At 62.3% G+C, this 14,943-nt stretch carries 22 protein-coding genes and 1 pseudogene; 13 read left to right on the top strand and 10 right to left on the bottom strand.

The window, feature by feature from the left end:
• Positions 1-413 precede the first annotated feature (413 nt).
• The 3 genes from NKJ18_RS29775 to NKJ18_RS29765 all read right to left on the bottom strand — a co-directional run bounded on the left by NKJ18_RS29775 (position 414) and on the right by NKJ18_RS29765 (position 3,155).
• Complete coding sequence (locus tag NKJ18_RS29775; RefSeq protein WP_023715187.1) at positions 414-1,400, bottom strand: glycosyltransferase family 10 domain-containing protein; 987 nt, start codon at positions 1,398-1,400, stop codon at positions 414-416.
• Between the two features lie 103 nt (positions 1,401-1,503).
• A complete protein-coding gene (locus NKJ18_RS29770; RefSeq protein ID WP_023821201.1) occupies positions 1,504-2,265 on the bottom strand; it encodes an SDR family NAD(P)-dependent oxidoreductase in 762 nt (253 codons plus the stop codon).
• 128 nt (positions 2,266-2,393) lie between these two features.
• A complete protein-coding gene (locus tag NKJ18_RS29765) occupies positions 2,394-3,155 on the bottom strand; it encodes an NIPSNAP family protein (protein WP_023689910.1) in 762 nt (253 codons plus the stop codon).
• An 84-nt stretch (positions 3,156-3,239) separates the two neighbouring features.
• Here NKJ18_RS29765 and NKJ18_RS29760 point away from each other — a divergent pair, with 84 nt between their 5' ends.
• On the top strand, positions 3,240-3,926 hold the full coding sequence (locus NKJ18_RS29760) for a TetR/AcrR family transcriptional regulator (protein WP_352761125.1): 687 nt from the start codon (positions 3,240-3,242) through the stop codon (positions 3,924-3,926).
• An 18-nt stretch (positions 3,927-3,944) separates the two neighbouring features.
• Here the strand turns inward: NKJ18_RS29760 and NKJ18_RS29755 are convergent, their stop codons facing one another.
• Complete coding sequence (locus NKJ18_RS29755) at positions 3,945-4,538, bottom strand: hypothetical protein (RefSeq protein ID WP_023689912.1); 594 nt, start codon at positions 4,536-4,538, stop codon at positions 3,945-3,947.
• Positions 4,539-4,670: 132 nt separating this feature from the next.
• Between NKJ18_RS29755 and NKJ18_RS29750 the strand changes: the two genes are divergently transcribed.
• On the top strand, positions 4,671-5,795 hold the full coding sequence (locus NKJ18_RS29750) for a metallophosphoesterase (protein WP_023689913.1): 1,125 nt from the start codon (positions 4,671-4,673) through the stop codon (positions 5,793-5,795).
• A 50-nt stretch (positions 5,796-5,845) separates the two neighbouring features.
• Here NKJ18_RS29750 and NKJ18_RS29745 read toward each other — a convergent pair whose 3' ends face one another.
• Positions 5,846-6,025 (bottom strand): CsbD family protein, encoded by a 180-nt coding sequence (locus NKJ18_RS29745; protein WP_023671498.1) that lies wholly within the window; start codon positions 6,023-6,025, stop codon positions 5,846-5,848.
• A gap of 171 nt (positions 6,026-6,196) precedes the next feature.
• Between NKJ18_RS29745 and NKJ18_RS29740 the strand changes: the two genes are divergently transcribed.
• The 8 genes from NKJ18_RS29740 to NKJ18_RS29705 all read left to right on the top strand — a co-directional run bounded on the left by NKJ18_RS29740 (position 6,197) and on the right by NKJ18_RS29705 (position 10,043).
• Positions 6,197-6,850 (top strand): glutathione S-transferase family protein, encoded by a 654-nt coding sequence (locus NKJ18_RS29740; RefSeq protein WP_023684314.1) that lies wholly within the window; start codon positions 6,197-6,199, stop codon positions 6,848-6,850.
• A 30-nt stretch (positions 6,851-6,880) separates the two neighbouring features.
• The gene (locus NKJ18_RS29735) at positions 6,881-7,210 is read left to right on the top strand and encodes a YciI family protein (RefSeq protein WP_023824496.1); all 330 of its coding nucleotides are present in this window, start codon (positions 6,881-6,883) and stop codon (positions 7,208-7,210) included.
• Between the two features lie 466 nt (positions 7,211-7,676).
• Positions 7,677-7,886: a cold-shock protein gene (locus NKJ18_RS29730; protein ID WP_023671502.1), complete on the top strand. Its 210-nt coding sequence runs from the start codon at positions 7,677-7,679 to the stop codon at positions 7,884-7,886.
• Between the two features lie 293 nt (positions 7,887-8,179).
• On the top strand, positions 8,180-8,404 hold the full coding sequence (locus tag NKJ18_RS29725; protein ID WP_023689917.1) for a hypothetical protein: 225 nt from the start codon (positions 8,180-8,182) through the stop codon (positions 8,402-8,404).
• Positions 8,404-8,811 carry a hypothetical protein gene (locus NKJ18_RS29720; protein ID WP_023671504.1) on the top strand — a complete coding sequence of 136 codons (408 nt, stop codon included), beginning with the start codon at positions 8,404-8,406 and terminating at the stop codon, positions 8,809-8,811. Before NKJ18_RS29725 ends, NKJ18_RS29720 begins: the two co-directional genes overlap by 1 nt.
• Position 8,812: 1 nt before the next feature.
• Positions 8,813-8,977 carry a hypothetical protein gene (locus tag NKJ18_RS29715; RefSeq protein ID WP_023671505.1) on the top strand — a complete coding sequence of 55 codons (165 nt, stop codon included), beginning with the start codon at positions 8,813-8,815 and terminating at the stop codon, positions 8,975-8,977.
• Between the two features lie 4 nt (positions 8,978-8,981).
• Entirely contained in the window at positions 8,982-9,362 is a 381-nt protein-coding gene (locus tag NKJ18_RS29710) for a YkgJ family cysteine cluster protein (RefSeq protein ID WP_023715196.1), read from the top strand.
• A gap of 69 nt (positions 9,363-9,431) precedes the next feature.
• Positions 9,432-10,043, top strand: coding sequence for a LysE family translocator (locus tag NKJ18_RS29705; RefSeq protein ID WP_023671507.1), 612 nt, complete (start codon positions 9,432-9,434; stop codon positions 10,041-10,043).
• Positions 10,044-10,066: 23 nt separating this feature from the next.
• Here NKJ18_RS29705 and NKJ18_RS29700 read toward each other — a convergent pair whose 3' ends face one another.
• Both NKJ18_RS29700 and NKJ18_RS29695 read right to left on the bottom strand, forming a co-directional pair.
• Positions 10,067-10,483, bottom strand: a complete 417-nt coding sequence (locus tag NKJ18_RS29700) for a helix-turn-helix transcriptional regulator (protein WP_352669976.1) — start codon at positions 10,481-10,483, stop codon at positions 10,067-10,069.
• Positions 10,484-10,510: 27 nt separating this feature from the next.
• Positions 10,511-11,058 (bottom strand): annotated as a pseudogene (locus tag NKJ18_RS29695) (cupin domain-containing protein); the annotation flags it as partial.
• A gap of 182 nt (positions 11,059-11,240) precedes the next feature.
• Between NKJ18_RS29695 and NKJ18_RS29690 the strand changes: the two are divergent.
• The gene (locus NKJ18_RS29690) at positions 11,241-11,666 is read left to right on the top strand and encodes a GFA family protein (protein ID WP_352761122.1); all 426 of its coding nucleotides are present in this window, start codon (positions 11,241-11,243) and stop codon (positions 11,664-11,666) included.
• A 57-nt stretch (positions 11,667-11,723) separates the two neighbouring features.
• On the top strand, positions 11,724-12,239 hold the full coding sequence (locus NKJ18_RS29685) for an OsmC family protein (RefSeq protein WP_023684308.1): 516 nt from the start codon (positions 11,724-11,726) through the stop codon (positions 12,237-12,239).
• 71 nt (positions 12,240-12,310) lie between these two features.
• Here NKJ18_RS29685 and NKJ18_RS29680 read toward each other — a convergent pair whose 3' ends face one another.
• The 3 genes from NKJ18_RS29680 to NKJ18_RS29670 are packed head-to-tail and all read right to left on the bottom strand — an operon-like array spanning position 12,311 to position 14,211.
• Positions 12,311-12,697 (bottom strand): nuclear transport factor 2 family protein, encoded by a 387-nt coding sequence (locus NKJ18_RS29680; RefSeq protein WP_352761120.1) that lies wholly within the window; start codon positions 12,695-12,697, stop codon positions 12,311-12,313.
• A 15-nt stretch (positions 12,698-12,712) separates the two neighbouring features.
• Positions 12,713-13,159 (bottom strand): OsmC family peroxiredoxin, encoded by a 447-nt coding sequence (locus NKJ18_RS29675; protein WP_023684306.1) that lies wholly within the window; start codon positions 13,157-13,159, stop codon positions 12,713-12,715.
• 41 nt (positions 13,160-13,200) lie between these two features.
• The gene (locus NKJ18_RS29670) at positions 13,201-14,211 is read right to left on the bottom strand and encodes a zinc-dependent alcohol dehydrogenase family protein (RefSeq protein ID WP_023743977.1); all 1,011 of its coding nucleotides are present in this window, start codon (positions 14,209-14,211) and stop codon (positions 13,201-13,203) included.
• Between the two features lie 102 nt (positions 14,212-14,313).
• Between NKJ18_RS29670 and NKJ18_RS29665 the strand changes: the two genes are divergently transcribed.
• Positions 14,314-14,922 (top strand): TetR/AcrR family transcriptional regulator, encoded by a 609-nt coding sequence (locus NKJ18_RS29665; RefSeq protein ID WP_023684303.1) that lies wholly within the window; start codon positions 14,314-14,316, stop codon positions 14,920-14,922.
• The last annotated feature ends 21 nt before the right edge of the window (positions 14,923-14,943 follow it).

Genomic DNA, 14,943 nt, shown 5'->3' with positions numbered 1-14,943 from the left:
GGACGACCTGCGCGAGCACAAGAAGCTCGCTCTGCGCCAAGCCGCATGACCAGCATCATGGCCGCCCCATTTTGCAGAACTTGACGCACACAACCATTCATGTCTACCTACTCTACCTACGAGCGACGCTGCCACACAAACTACCATCCGTGCCGGCGTCTCACTGGCAACAGCAGCGATGAGGTAGCTTATGCACTTGTCCTTCTGTTCAGTTTCCCGACCAAAATCCGGCATCGCATCCGGATCGAGCTTCGGATCGCGAAACCGAGAATTTCAAGTCCACCCTGGGAGCGCCTCCACATAGCCTCGGAGATTTCCAAGATGCATGGCGGCAAGGTCGAAGCCGTCTCGACGTCGCAAGAGACGCTCTTTGTTCTCCGTATTTTGCTGAAAGCGCGCCTGATCGCGGACCGTCAGCTCGGAACCTTTTTCCTCCAACGGCGCAGCTTTGTCCTGAGATAGGATCTGTAGCCGAACGGAAGTGTTCGCCGTCCGGAAGGCTTGCTTGTCCGCGCCTCCAGACGCTGGCGCACGACGCTCATCAGTCTGCAGAACGCGGGTGTTTCCAATGATTGCACCCGTTTGACGAGGTTGTCGGGCAATGGCTTTGAGCGCCAGTCGAAATAAGCCTCGTAGTCTTGCGGCGTTGCGATCAGGTGCTGGAGATAGGCTGCAAGATCGCTGGCGCTGGCGAAGGCACTGGCGTCAATAAAGGAGTGCTCCGGAACGAACTCGTCCACATTGGGAGCGCCAAGGTAGATCGGCACCGTGCCCGCCATGAACGCGTCATAGATTTTCTCGGTGACATAGTCGGCCTCGATCGAGTTCTCCATGGCCAGGCAGAATTTGTGCCGCGCAATGGTTTCGATCTTGGTCTTCGAGCCCAGATCGGGGCCAGAGACCGATCGGTTGTTGCGATATCGGCCATAAGAATCGATCTTGATGTGGCGCGCCAGTTCGTTCGCCAAATCGACACGGCCGCTATAATTCAGGCCGGCCGACTGGAAGAGTGCGACCGGCGCTTCTTCCGTTTTCGGTACGATTGGTCTGGCCAGCGCATCTTTCCACCACACCGCACGCGGAAGGTAGGGTACCCAGACATCGGACCGGGATTCATGCGTCATGATGATATCGAAGTGCCGCATGATTTTGGGGTCGGCAAGTCGCTTGTAGTTTTGGCCGCATTCCATCGACCAGGCGACCCAATATTGACCAGGGTATTTGTAGGCATCGCCAACTTCGCGAAAGTTCGGAATATGGAAGACGACTGCCGCGGCCTCGGAAATCCGTCGTTTGTCCAGTGTCCACCGCCCGGGCATTTCGCACTGTATCGACGCGATATCGACGGGTTTGCTGAAGAACGTTGTGTAGAAGAGGATCAGTGGATCGATAGACGGCATGGCACCACGAATGTCTGAAGCATTGCTCAATCTGCAGACAGACGCGGTATCGGAAGTTTGGTCAAGTGCTCCGCTTGTTCGAGGCCGAGGGCCGTCCAAACGGTCACCTCGCCGTATACCCGCCATCGATCGCGAAAATGCCGCCGCTGGTCCACGCCGCCTCGTCGCTGGCCAGATAGACGGCGATGCCGGCAAGATCGCTGGTCTGGCCGATGCGGCCGAGCGGGTAGCTGCGCTCGACATAGGTCTTCAGCTCGGCTTGCGCTGCCGCCGGCAGGTTGTCGATCGACTTGCGCCGCATGGCGGTGTCGACCGTGCCGGGCGCAATCGCATTGACCCTGATGCCGCGCGGACCAAGCTCGAAGGCCAGCGACTTGGTCAGCGAATTCAGCGCGCCCTTGGACAAGGAATACAGGCTCGACGGCCGCTTCGGGATCATCTTGTCGGCGAAGTAGGACGAGATATTGATGACGGAGGCGTTGGCGCCGAGATGCGGCAGCAGCCGCTGGGTAAGGAAGAACGCCGCCGTCACATTGAGCGCGAAGGATTGCTGGAATTGGTGCTCGGTGACGGTCTCGAAAGGCACCAGATAAGCGACGCCGGCATTGTTGACGAGGATGTCGAGCGGGCCGGTTGCTTTCGCGCGATCGACCACGGCATCGATGCCGGACGAGGTCGAGAGATCGGCCGACTGGGTGCCGACGTTGCCCGCCGCCGCAAGTGTCTCGCGGGCGGTCTCGAGCTTGCTGGTGTCGCGACCGACGATCAGCACGTCGGCGCCCTCGCGCAAGAAAGCTTCCGATGTCGCCAGGCCGATGCCGTCCGAGCCGCCGGTCACCAGTGCTCGTTTGCCAGAAAGTCTCATTGAAGGCCAAGTCGCATCGAATGCTCTCGCTGTTGCCCGCGTCACGAAGGCAATGCCGATCGGCGAGGGCGGTCAAGCCGCCGGCCTATCGCTCAGTATGAACTTCGGTTGGCCGCGTGCCGATCCGGTTACCGCAGCAGCGACTGCGACGTCGGCGTCAGGCGCAAGGTTTCGGTCCGCCAGGTCACATCGGCCGCTTGCCATTGGGGCGAAGCGGCAACTGCGGCTTCGTAACTGGCATGCGCCTCGGGACTGTTGAAACCCGTCACCGCGATAAAGACGTTTTCGCTCAAGCGCACCGGCAGGCGGGGAAAGCTGTTTTCGGCGTGCTCGGTGATGAAGGCGCCAAGCAACCGTCCGCCGGCGCCGATAAGGACCGGAACGGCATCCGTTTCGAAATTGCCGGCGAAATCGGCTTCGGCGCCAGACCGCAGATGATGAATCTGGATGACAACAACACCGGTCAAGCCATTGTCTGCGCTTGGCTTTCCATCCGCCGGCATGGCGCCTCGCTGCGCGCCTGACAGATCGAAGCCGGCGCCTGGCCATGCCGGCTTCAAGAGCAGCACATCGTCGGAATCGATCATCGTCGCATTGGCGGCGTCGCGGTGCGCCGTCCACACCGGCCCGTCATAGAAGGCGGTGAGCGCCTGCTTCCGCGCTTCCATGCCATCGAAGCCGCGCAGCCAGACGAATATGTCGGGGCGGTCGAGGTCGCGGAACTGTCCGATGATGGTCATGCCGGCGTGTTCCTGGCCTTCGATGAACCGACTGTCGAAGATGTCGATCAGCGTCTCGCGCCGTCCCGGCTTCAGCGTGTACTGCCGCAACTCGACGACAGGCGAAGCGAGCAGGCTTGCCGTCGCAGGCGCATTCAGGGGTACGGTCATTGTGTCGTCTCCAAAAACAGGATGATCATCCGGTTTTTAAAACAGACCGGTTGTCCTGTTTTGTCAATCTGCTATCGTTGGCAAATGTCAGCAGAGATTGCTCGGGCTCCGAAAGGGCCGCCGCGAAAACGCACCAACGATCCCGAAGGGCTGCGCAACAAGGTGCTCGATATCGCCGAAGCGTCGTTCCAGGCGCGTGGCTATCATGCATCCGCTCTTGGCGAGTTGATGACGACCGCAGGCGTCAGCGGCGGCGCGCTGCATCATCATTTCCCGACGAAGAAGGCGCTCGCTCTGGCGGTGATCGAGGAGCGCGTGGCAGCGGCCCTCGATGAAACCTGGATCAACCCTGTACGGGCGGCAGGCTCGGCGCGCGAAGGCGTGCGCGCGGTGTTCGAGGCGGTGGCGACCGAGCTTGAGCAGCAAGGCTTCGTGCGCCGCTGTCCGCTCAACAATCTGGCGCATGAACTGTCGCTCGCTGACCCGGATTTCCGCGCCGCTCTGGACGATATCTTTGCCGGATGGCGTCAGGCGGTTGCCGACAAGGTGCGAGCCGACCAGCAGTCGGGGAGGGAGCAGGGCACCGACCCCGAGCGCTTTGCGGCACTCGCCATCGCCGCCTATTCCGGCGCCATGTCGATGGCCAAGGCGGCACAGGATGCCAGCGTGCTGCGCGATTGCCTGGCCGAACTTCAGGGCAGCTCAACGCCGCCATTCCCGAGCAGAGCGAAGCGGCGTCGCAGGATCCTGCTGCGGCCGGGAAAACCTTGAGGCCGGAACTGCGCTGTTCTAGTTGGAAAGCGGCTTGATCGTCTCGTAACCGTTCACCGATTCCGCGCTGGTCCCTTCGTCGTAACGCCGGGCGAGAGACGCTTGCAGATCGGGAGCATAAAGCGCGGTGAATGTGTCCAGCGTTTCGCCGGCGCCGTTCTTGAAGGTCTCCGTGACCGCCAGCACGTTGTATTTGCAGCCGCCGACGCTGAACGTCTCCTTGCCCTTGACGACCAGGCTCAGTGTCTTGGTGCTCTTCGGCTGCTTGTTCGGCGACAACTCGACGAATTCGATCGTGCTCTTGGCTCCCGTCTTCAGCGGAAACAGTTTTCGCAGATCGGAAAACGGAATCGTCGCCACCCGTCCGGTATCGCTGTCGCGAAACACTTCGACCAGGCCGGCAAACAGGAACTGTGTCTGCGGCGATTGCGATTCGTAGTTGTTGGCGACGGACACCATGCCGCCGGCCACCGGCCGAAACTCGCTGCGGACGCCAGGCATTTCCAGAACGAAGCCGGCCTTGGCCGATTTTGCGTCGACACAATCGGCGGCATGCACCGCAGCCGCCGGTAGCAACCCAGCCAGCACCACGCCTATCGAAACGGCTCTCATGAAATCCTCCCCCTCTGCTTGTATTTGCTACGCGCCAGCATGACCCAAGAAATGCCAGAGCCACAGTGCCGTGTCGACCTGCCATTCCTGGCAACTGGACGGTGGGGCGCCGGCTGTGCTGAATTTCAGGTCATGAATCGCAAGCTCGTCCTCTCCCGTCGCAATTTCCTCGCACAGGCAGCCGGCCTTACCATGGCTGGCATGCTGCCGCGCGCCGCGCTTGGCCAGACCGGCAAGCGCATCCAGCCCATCGACGCCACCTTTCTGTTCATCGCCGACGTCCATGCCTGCCGCATGTCGAGCGGCCTCAGCCCCAACTGCCTGGAGGAAGGCAAGACCGACGCCGCCTTGCTGCGCAATGTCGCTGTCCTCAATGGCTTGGCCGGCCGGCAATGGCCAGTCGAGATCGATGGCGTTGCAACCCGCCTGCGTTCGGCCGGCGGCCGCATCGATGCGCCGCTCGGCCTCGTTGTCGGCGGCGACATCACCGACGATGGCGGCGGCCAGATCACCGAGCCCAGCGAAGGCACGCAACTGTTGCAGTTCAGCCAGCGCTATCAACAGGGCGTCGGTCCCGATCGCGTGCACATGCCGGTCTATGTCGGCCTCGGCAATCACGATCTCGACCAGAACGGCTCGCCGCCCCATGTCGACTGGTACCGGCGTGAATTGCGCGACTATGTCGAGATCAACCACCGCCCCGGCGTGTTCTTCAAGCCGCCGGTGCCGGCCACCGAATACGATGTCGACACCGACTGCTATTCCTGGGACTGGGGCGGCCTGCATCTCGTCCAGACCCACCGCTTTGCCGGCGACACCGGCCATGGCGCGGTGAGCAGCCTGCCGTGGCTGAAGCAGGATCTGGCGACCTACGCGGCGGATGGCCGTCCCGTCATCCTGTTCCAGCACTATGGCTGGGACACTTTCTCGGTCGAGCGCTGGGACCCGGCCAAGCGCACCTATGACGATGACGGCGCAGGCGCGCCGCATTGGTGGAGCGAGGCCGACCGCCAGGCGCTGCTGGCGGCGCTGAAGGGCTACAATGTCATCGCCATCTTCCATGGCCATCAGCACGAAGTGCCGATGATCTACAAGAGCGATGGCCTCGACCTGTTCAAGCCGAAGGCCGCCTATATGGGCGGCTTCGCGCTGGTGAGGGTAACCGGGGACAGCATGGACGTAGTGCTGGGCGAGGCGGCCGGCGACCACGGCGAGGTCAAGTTCACCAGCGCCTTCAGCAAGAGTCTCAGCCTCTGACAAGAAAAAGGCGGCCTTGAGCCGCCTTCCTCATTGCCTGCGAGATCGGGTCAGAGCGCCTTTTTGATCTTGTCCTTCACGTCGCCATAGACCTTCTGCACCTTGCCGGCGGTCTTGTCTGCAGTGCCTTCGGCCTGGGTCTGCCTGTTGCCGGTCGCCTTGCCGCCGGCCTCCTTGACCGAGCCCTTGACCTGCTTGGCCACGCCGGCAACCTGATCCTTGTTCACCATCTTTGCATCTCCTGGGATTCCGGGGATTCATTCGCAGGAGGCAAACGGGCCGGCTTGGCTTAGGTTCCCTGGGCGGCGATCATCGTCGCATCTGGTCGCTTATATGGTCGCCGAAACGCTTTGCCGCGTCGTATCGTGTGACTAGTGTGACGAAATTTTGGGGAGACCGCCTTGGCTGAATTTACGCTCATCATCGCCAACAAGTGCTTTTCGTCCTGGTCGCTGAGGCCATGGGTGGCGATGAAGCATCTGGAGATCCCGTTCGAGGAAGGTTTCGTGCGCCTGCGCACGCCCGAGACTTTTGCCGCTCTGGCGAAAGTCTCGCCCACCGGCCTTGTGCCAGTGTTGAATCACAATGGCAGGATTGTCTGGGAAACCCTTGCCATCCTTGAATATCTGGCCGACCTGTTTCCGGAGAAAAAACTTTGGCCGCAGGATATCGGCGCCCGCGCCTTGGCTCGCTCGGTGGCGACCGAGATGCATTCCGGCTTTCGCGAGGTGCGCTATGGCTGGCCGATGAATTTGCGCCGGCCGAAGGGCCACAAGCCGCTCGACGCCGAAGGCGAAATGCAGCGCGCGCGCATCGAAACGATCTGGCGCCAGTGCCGGGAACAATACGGCAAAGGCGGCCCCTTCCTGTTCGGTCATTTCACCGCGGCCGATGCCATGTATGCACCTGTCGTCACCCGCTTCGACACCTATGGCGGCAAGCTCGCGCCCGACACGCGCGCCTACGTCGACGCCGTGTTGGCAACGCCGGCGATGCGGCACTGGTATGCGGAAGCAGCGAAGGAGACTTGGCCGGAACCCGGCCCGGACGAATAGGACCACTAATGACATCACGGTGAGTGACCGATGGCCAGCAATGATGGACCGCGTGAGACTACCGCGCCAACAATCTTCCACTGCCGGCTGATCCCGCCTCGGCCGGACTTCGCCTTCACCCTGACGGAGGAGGAGAGGGAGTTGATGGGCCGGCATGCCGACTATCTGCGCGGCAAGCTTGCCGAGGGCACCATGATCCTGGCCGGGCCGGTCGCCGACCCGGCCGGTCCTTGGGGTCTGCTGATCCTGCGTGTCGGCAGCGAAGCCGAGGCAAGAGCGGTCACCGACGGCGATCCGGTGTCGAGCTCCGGCCGCGGTTTCCACTACGAGATCCTGCCGCTGATCAGCGCGATCCTGTAGGCCGCCAGCGTGAGTTTAAGGAAAGTGTGAAACGGTTTTCCCCTGGGAATTGCGTCAGACAAGGGCACTTACAAGAACGCCTCTCGCACCGCTTAATGTGCGGGAGGCGTTCTTTTGCCAGCATTACCGAGATTGCTCTCTGAATTGCTGACACCACGGAAATGCGCCGGCTTGCGATTGGTTCCGGGGCGTGGAATATTTTTTGGAACGCCTTGAGCTCCGCCACCTCGTCAGTTGAGGCTTATGCCTCAGGCACCCTCAGGTTGAATTTGGGTTCCGGCCAAACCAGAAATTGACTCGGCGCTAAAAGAAGTCTATAAGAAACATGTCGATATTTGTTTGACCGACTTTTGTTATCCGCGCATGATGCGCGCCTTTGACGAACTTCCCCATCAAAAATCGAGACAAAACGCTGTTGTGCAGTCGCACGATGGTGAACGAATATTTGCCAGGGAAAGGGTTCTTCATGGCCACCGGCACAGTGAAATGGTTCAACGCCACCAAAGGTTTTGGTTTTATTCAGCCTGACGACGGCTCCGCCGACGTTTTTGTCCACATCTCGGCCGTAGAGCGCGCCGGCATGCGTGACATCGTCGAGGGCCAGAAGCTCGGCTACGAGATGACCCGCGACAACAAGTCGGGCAAGATGTCCGCCGACCAGTTGAAGGCGGCCTGATAAGGAATTCGGCCTTCCGGTGACCACGGATGTACTGGCACCGATGAAAGGCTGAAAGGAGCGCCTTGCGCATCCAACTGGATGCGCGGCGCTTTCATGGAAGGTCAGGCGGTGCCTGGCCTTTTTCATTTTGTGCGTCATGCCGCTAAAAGTGCGCCGCACGCCGGCCGGAACGTGCTAAGGGACGATCCAGCAATCTGAACCGCCCATACTGCCCCGCTGCCGTATTGCTTTGGTCGTAATCGAAGACCGCTCTCGCTCTATCGGCACCAGGCTCCCGACAGGAGAAAGTTTTGACCACTCAATCCAAGACTGCCGACCAGGCCGGCTCGCTGTTCAGCAAGACGCAAACCCAGTCGATGTCACTCAACCGCATCCTGTCCGAGCGTGATGCCGTCAGCGAGGCGCGCGAAGCCAAGACCGCGCGCTTGCGCGAACTGCGCAAGGAAAAGGAAGCCGACGACATGGCAGCGGCCGCAGTCCTTGCGGCGCTGCCGAAGCGGGCAGGCAAACGCTGATGGCCACCAAGCGCGTACCGCCGACGCCGATCGATGCCGATGCGACCATCGCGTCCATGGTCCCGGGCCTGGACAAGCCGGTCGAATATGTCCGCCGTGTGCTGGAAAAGCTCGAGCGCTGCAAGCGCGCGCATGGCGATGCCCAGGTGCGCGTCGGCGTGCGCGGCCGTGCCGAAGCCCCGAACTATCTGGTCGAATATGTCCGCGAGGACAAAAAGACCCAGGAGCGCGTGACCTACCAGGATGCCGCCTATAGCGGCAGCACGCATCGCGAACTGGCGGCGCACCACATTGCCGAGGCGAGGAACTGGTCGCCCGAGGAAATGAACATCACAGCGGTCTCGGCGCTGATCGGCCGCTTGCGCAATCCGCGCGCACCATCATCCCGCTTTTCCGACGAGGACTGACATGGCCATAAAGTTTTCCACCAAGGACCAGCCGGCAGCGCCGGCTGCTGCCACTGCAAAGCAGGCCAAGCCCGCTGCCGCGCCGAAGGCCGCCGAACCGTCGGCGACCGATCTGTTCGAGGCGCCAGCCGCCACGCCCAAGGGCAAGGCAGGCAAGAAGAAATAGCGCCTTGCCGCACCAAGCCGATCGCAATCTCGCAGCGCCTGGGCTGGTCGCGTTGGCCGCCAGGGATATCCGGTCGTCAAAACAGGACGACCAGCCGGTTTTCGATTGCCAGAGCTGCGGCGCCTGCTGCTCCTACTCGGCCGAATGGCCGCGCTTCTCGACCGAGGACGATGCGCAACTTGACCGGATTCCGGAAAAGTTCGTGTCCGCCGACCTGTCCGGCATGCGCTGCGAGGGCGTGCGCTGTTCGGCGCTTACGGGCGAGATCGGCAAGCACACGGCCTGCGGCATCTACGAGATCCGCCCGGACGTCTGCCACGCCTGCATGCCTGGCGGCGACGATTGCCTGATGGCGCGCAAGGCGCACGGGATGCCAACGATCTAGCCGACGCCCACCTTGCCTCATCCCACATCCCCCGATAGCTTCCACCACGGGCAGGGCGTTGGAGGAACCATGAGCATCGAATTCCTGTTGACGTCGCTGATCGTCGTGGCTTCGCCCGGCACCGGCGTTCTCTACACGCTGAGCGCCGGGCTTTCGCGAGGCGCGCGCGCCTCGATCACTGCTGCATTCGGCTGCACGCTTGGCATCATCCCGCATATGGCCGCCGCCATCACCGGCTTGGCGGCGCTGCTGCACACAAGTGCTGTCGCCTTCGAGACGCTGAAATATCTCGGCGTCGCCTATCTCCTCTACATGGCCTGGAACACGCTGAACGAGAAGGGCGGCCTGAGCGTCGATGAAAACGCGGCACCCCGCTCGGCGGCCAAGGTCATCACCTCCGGTATCCTGATCAACATCCTGAACCCGAAGCTGTCGATCTTCTTCTTTGCCTTCCTGCCGCAATTCGTCAGCACGACCGAACCGAACGCATTTGCCAAGATGCTCGAACTCTCGAGCGTCTTCATGCTGCTGACCTTCGTCGTCTTCGTCGCTTACGGCATCTTTGCGGCCTCGATCCGCAGCCATGTCGTGTCGCGGCCGATGGTGCTGACCTGGATGCGCCGCACCTTCGCCGGCGCCTTTGTCATGCTTGGCGCCAAGCTGGCGCTGGCTGATCGATAGAACAGGAGCTGCCAGGCCTCGGCCTACTCTTCGTCGGTTCCGGATCCGGTCCGGATGCCTAGACGCCAGGCCGAGGGCGGAAGGCCGATCATCTTCTTGAAGGCGCGGCTGAACGCTGCCTCGGATTCGTAGCCGATTTCAGCGGCGATGCTGGCCATGTTGCTGGAGCCGGCGCTGAGCAGCTCCGAGGCGATCTGCATGCGCCATTTGGCGAGATAATGCATTGGCGGCATGCCGACCAGCCTGGTGAAGCGTTCGGCGAGCACGCTGCGCGACAGCGCGGAGTCCTTCGCCAGCGCCTCCACCGTCCAGTTATGCGCCGGCCGGTCGTGGATCAGCGCCAGTGCCCTCGCCAGGTGCGGATCGCGCAGGCCAGCCAGCCATCCCGTGGTTTGTGGCGGCAGCGATTCCAAGTAACGGCGCAACACGTCGACAAACATCAGTTCGCTCAGTTTGGTGAGCACCGTTTCACTGCCTGCGCGCTTTTGCGCCACCTCCGTGACAGCCAGGTTGATGAACTGGCTGAGCCAGCCGCCATCGCCTTTGGCATCTCCGGCCTTGATCACCGGCGGCAAAGCCTCGAGCAGTGGATTGAAAGGCTGTGCATCACAGGCGAGATAGCCGCAAACCAGCCTGGCCGAGGTCGCGCCGTCGCCGGCGCAGTTGATGTAAAACGGCATCCGGCCGGCTGTTGCGATGTCGAGAACGTCGGCTGTCGGCGGATCGGCGCGCAACGCCGGATTGCTGGACATAATGTGCGGGTCGCTCCTGGTGAAGACGACGACTTCGCCGGCCTCCAGCGCGATCGCTTCCTGGCCGACGATGCGCGCGAAGCAGCGGCCGGCCGTACCACATGGTAGGAGATCAGATGGTCCGCACCGGGCAGGATCTTCGGCAGGATGGACGATGGCGCCGGCGAGCAGACGGCCCACGGCTCGTGGCCCTCAATGTCAAAAAACGTCGCGCCGGTAAGGCGTACCGTCCTCAACAGGTCAGACAGAGCATCCCCGGCCATTCCGTTTCGTCCCGCACCCGGCTAGCCGGTGAGCCATCCCTTTCGAGTTCCGGACGCGCTGTCAAGCGAGGCGGACGCCGTATCATTCAGTTCGCGGCCAGAACTCCTAAACCTGCACCGGTGCTCAAGCGCTGCCGAGAGTGGGCGCTGAGTGCTGTCGAAACCAACCAGGGACAAAAGTCATGACGGTACATAAGGGCGGGTGTTTTTGCGGCGCCGTGGACATCGAAGTGCACGGAGCCGCCGAGGCAATGGGCTATTGCCATTGCGGTTCTTGTCGATCGTGGTCGGCGTCTCCCGTGAACGCATTCACGCTGTGGAAGCCTCAGAACGTCAAGGTCACCGGGGGCGCGGAGTTCCTGTCCGGGTTCGAGAAGACCGAAATGAGCGATCGCCAGTTCTGCACGAAATGCGGTGGTCATCTGATGACCGTTCATCCGCCGCTCGGCCTGGTCGATGTCTATGCGGCAACGATACCAGGCGTGAAATTCACGCCTGGGGTTCACGTCAACTACGCTGAGACCGTGCTGCCGATGAAAGACGGGCTGCCCAAGCTCAGGGACTTTCCGGCTGAGCTCGGCGGCTCCGGCATCGCGGTGCCGGAATAAGGGCCCGGCCACTGCTCGCCATTTTTGACAACGACAATTCAAGACAGGAGATTGTTCATGGAAATCGCAACATTTCGCGCCACGCAGGAGCCGATCAAGGATCTCTATCGCAGGGATGCGAAGGCCGCGTTCCTCACCTTGAAGGCCAAAGGCGTCGCCGACGCGTCCACCGTCACCTGCCAGGTCGAGACCGGACGCGGGCTGGCGCTTGCCGGCATCCATCCGATGGCCGGGGGCAGCGGCCAGGAACTGTGCTCCGGCGACATGCTGCTGGAGGCGCTGATCGCATGCGCCGGTGTCTCGATGCGCGCGGCGGCGGCCGTGCTCGAAATTCCGATCAGGTCCGCCGAAGTTTCCGCGGAAGGTGACGTCGATCTTCGCGGCACGCTCGGCGTGACTGCGGGTGTTCCAGTCGGCTTCAAGGAAATCCGCTTGCGGTTCGACATCGACACCGACGCTCCCCAAAGTCAGCTCGACCAACTGCTCGAACTCACGGATCGCTATTGCGTGATCTTCCAGACCATCCAGAATAGTCCCAGCACCACGGTGAAGCTGCACCGCGTCATCCAGTGACCAGAAAACCGGCCCGGAAACTCGACTTGAGCGAGATTCCGGGCTGGGAACGGGAGTGCCGGGCAACGCTTCTATCCTTTGACGTAACCCATCGCCTCGACGATCAGCTCGTCCGCGGCACGCATCAGGTTGACGCCGCGGATGGAGTTGCCGTCGGCCATGAAGTAGCGCCAGCGGATCGTCGCCCGTTCACCGGCGACGAAGGTTTCCTCGAGGTCGAAGCGCGTGCCGGGCTGGGTGGCGATCGCCGACCATAGGTCAATGCATGCCTCTTTGCCGGCATGGCGGGCGCCGTCCGGCGCCGGCACGGTGTTTTCGATAACGCAATCCTGCGCCACCAACTCGGCAAGCGCGGACGGATCGTGCAACTGGAACACATCGTTGAAGCGACGCATGATCTCGGCCGTCTGCCGGGACAAATCATTCCCGACTGCGTCCATGATAAGCTCCTGTTTCATCATATTCTCCCGGTTTCATCGATCTTTGACGGCTTTGACCAGCACGGCCTTTAGGGTGATCTGAGGCACGCCGGCCAAGGCGCGCGAGACGAGGCAAGTCGCCTTGGCCGACTGCGCCAGGCGTTCGAACTCGTCTTCGGCGAGATCCGTGACCTCCGCCTCCGTTTCGAGCTCGATGCGGGTGATCGTCGGCCCGGCGGCGGTCGCGCCGAGATGCACCTTGGCGACGGTGCGGATGGTGCGGGCGACGTGGCCTTCCTGGCCGAGGATGAAGGTCAGCGCCATCGAGAAGCAGCCGGCATGTGCTGCCCCGATCAGCTCTTCGGGATTGGTGCCCGGACCGTTCTCGAACCGCGACGGAAAGGAATAGGCGCCTTCGAAGACGCCGCTGCCAAGCCGCAGACGGCCGCCGCCTTCCTTCAGCGTGCCTTGCCATTCTGCGGAAGCTTCACGGATGGTCATGGTCGTTCTCCTGGTTCGGGGTTGAAAAGCGGGCAATTGGGTCAGGCGCAGTCGATGACAACCTTCCCGAACACGTCGCCCTGCCGGAAGTGGCGGTACGCTTCGGGGGCTTCGGCAAAGGGGAAGACCCTGTCGATAACGGGCTTGAGGCGATGCTGCGACACGGCGCGCAGCATGGCCTCGAGATTGCTGCGGCTGCCGACGAACAGGCGGCTGATGGTGGCGAGGCTGCGCTGATAAAGCGCTGCCGGCATCTCGATCGATCTGCCACTGGCGTCCTGCAGCGTCAGCAGCACGATGTGTCCATAAAGCGTGCTGGCAATCAGCGACTGCGCGAAGGTGGCCGGGCCGCCGGTTTCGACGACGAGGTCGATGCCGCCTGTCTGCTCGCGCGCCCAGCCGCCCCATTCCGGTATGTCGGTGCTGGAGACAACGAGGTCGGCGCCCAGCGCCCGCAGCCTGTCGGCCTTCTCCGCGCGCGATGTGATGGCGACAACCCGGCAGCCGAGCAACTTGGCGAACTGCAGAGCAAACAGCGAAACGCCACCCGAACCGATGGTGAGAACCCATTGACCAGGCTTCGGAATCCGGGTCCCGGTCACCGCGTTCCAGGCCGTCACGCCGGCGCAGGTTAGCGTCGCCGCTTCGTGCCAGCTCAGATGATCGGGCAGTCGCGCCGCCCATTGTTCGTCGAGCACGGCAAACTCAGTCAGCATGCCGTCCAGCGTACAGCCGAGCTGGTCGATCAGACCGGCATTGATGCGGCCATCGATCCAGCGGGCGAAGTAGCTGCCGGTGACGCGGTCGCCGACGGCAAAACGGGTGACGGCATCGCCGATTGCGACGACGTCACCGGCGCCGTCGCTCAGCGGCACGATGCCTTGCCGCGCCGGCAACGGATAGGTGCCGCCAAGGATCATCGTGTCGCGCCGATTGAGCGAGGCGGCGCGGACTCGCACCACGATCTCATGCGGTTTCGGTTCCGTCCGCGCCTCGTCGCGCATCGCCAGGGATTCGGTTCCACCAAACCCTTCGAGCCGGTAGCTGCGCATGTCACTCTCCTTAATAGTATATAGACTGATCCACATATTATATAGACCGATTGTCATATTCTTGGCGAGGCCTATAATGCGTCACTGCTGACAGAGGTTGACATGGCCAACGACACCCGCACCCGCATACTCGAGACCACAGGCCTGTTGCTCAGGCAGCGCGGCTATCACGGCACCTCGCTCAACGACATTCTGGGCGCCAGCGGGGCGCCGCGCGGCTCGCTCTATTTTCATTTCCCGGGCGGCAAGGACCAACTGGTCATCGAGGTGACGCGCAACAGCGTTGCCGACGTCACGAAAAGGCTGGGCGAAGCACTGGCAGCCGAAAGCGATCCTGCAGTGGCCGTCCATCACATCTACCAGTCGGTCGGGCGCATGCTGGAGGACAATGATTTTTCGCTGGGTTGCCCCATCGCGCCGGTGGTGCTGGATTCACCCACCGATGTGCCGGAACTGGCGGAACTCTGCCGATCGGCTTTCGAGCAATGGATCGGCTTGCTGCGACAGGCCTTCGTCAGGGCAGGGGTGCCCGAACGCCGCGCGCACGCTTTGGCGCTGCTGATCGAATCGTCGCTGGAAGGGCTTATGGTGATTGCGCGGGCCACCCGCGACCGTGCACCGGTGCTGGTGGTGGCCGACGAGGTGGCGGCACTTGTCGAGCAGGCGGTGCTTGCAGGCAAAGTTGCGCGGCAGGCGGACAGCGCCGCCTAACCATCCGCTTTCCAAAACAAA

Origin of the sequence: Mesorhizobium sp. M0217, from assembly GCF_040321955.1 — a bacterium.
GTDB lineage: Bacteria > Pseudomonadota > Alphaproteobacteria > Rhizobiales > Rhizobiaceae > Mesorhizobium.
Note: the sequence above shows the minus strand (reverse complement) of the source record. Positions and strands in the feature narration are given on the sequence as shown.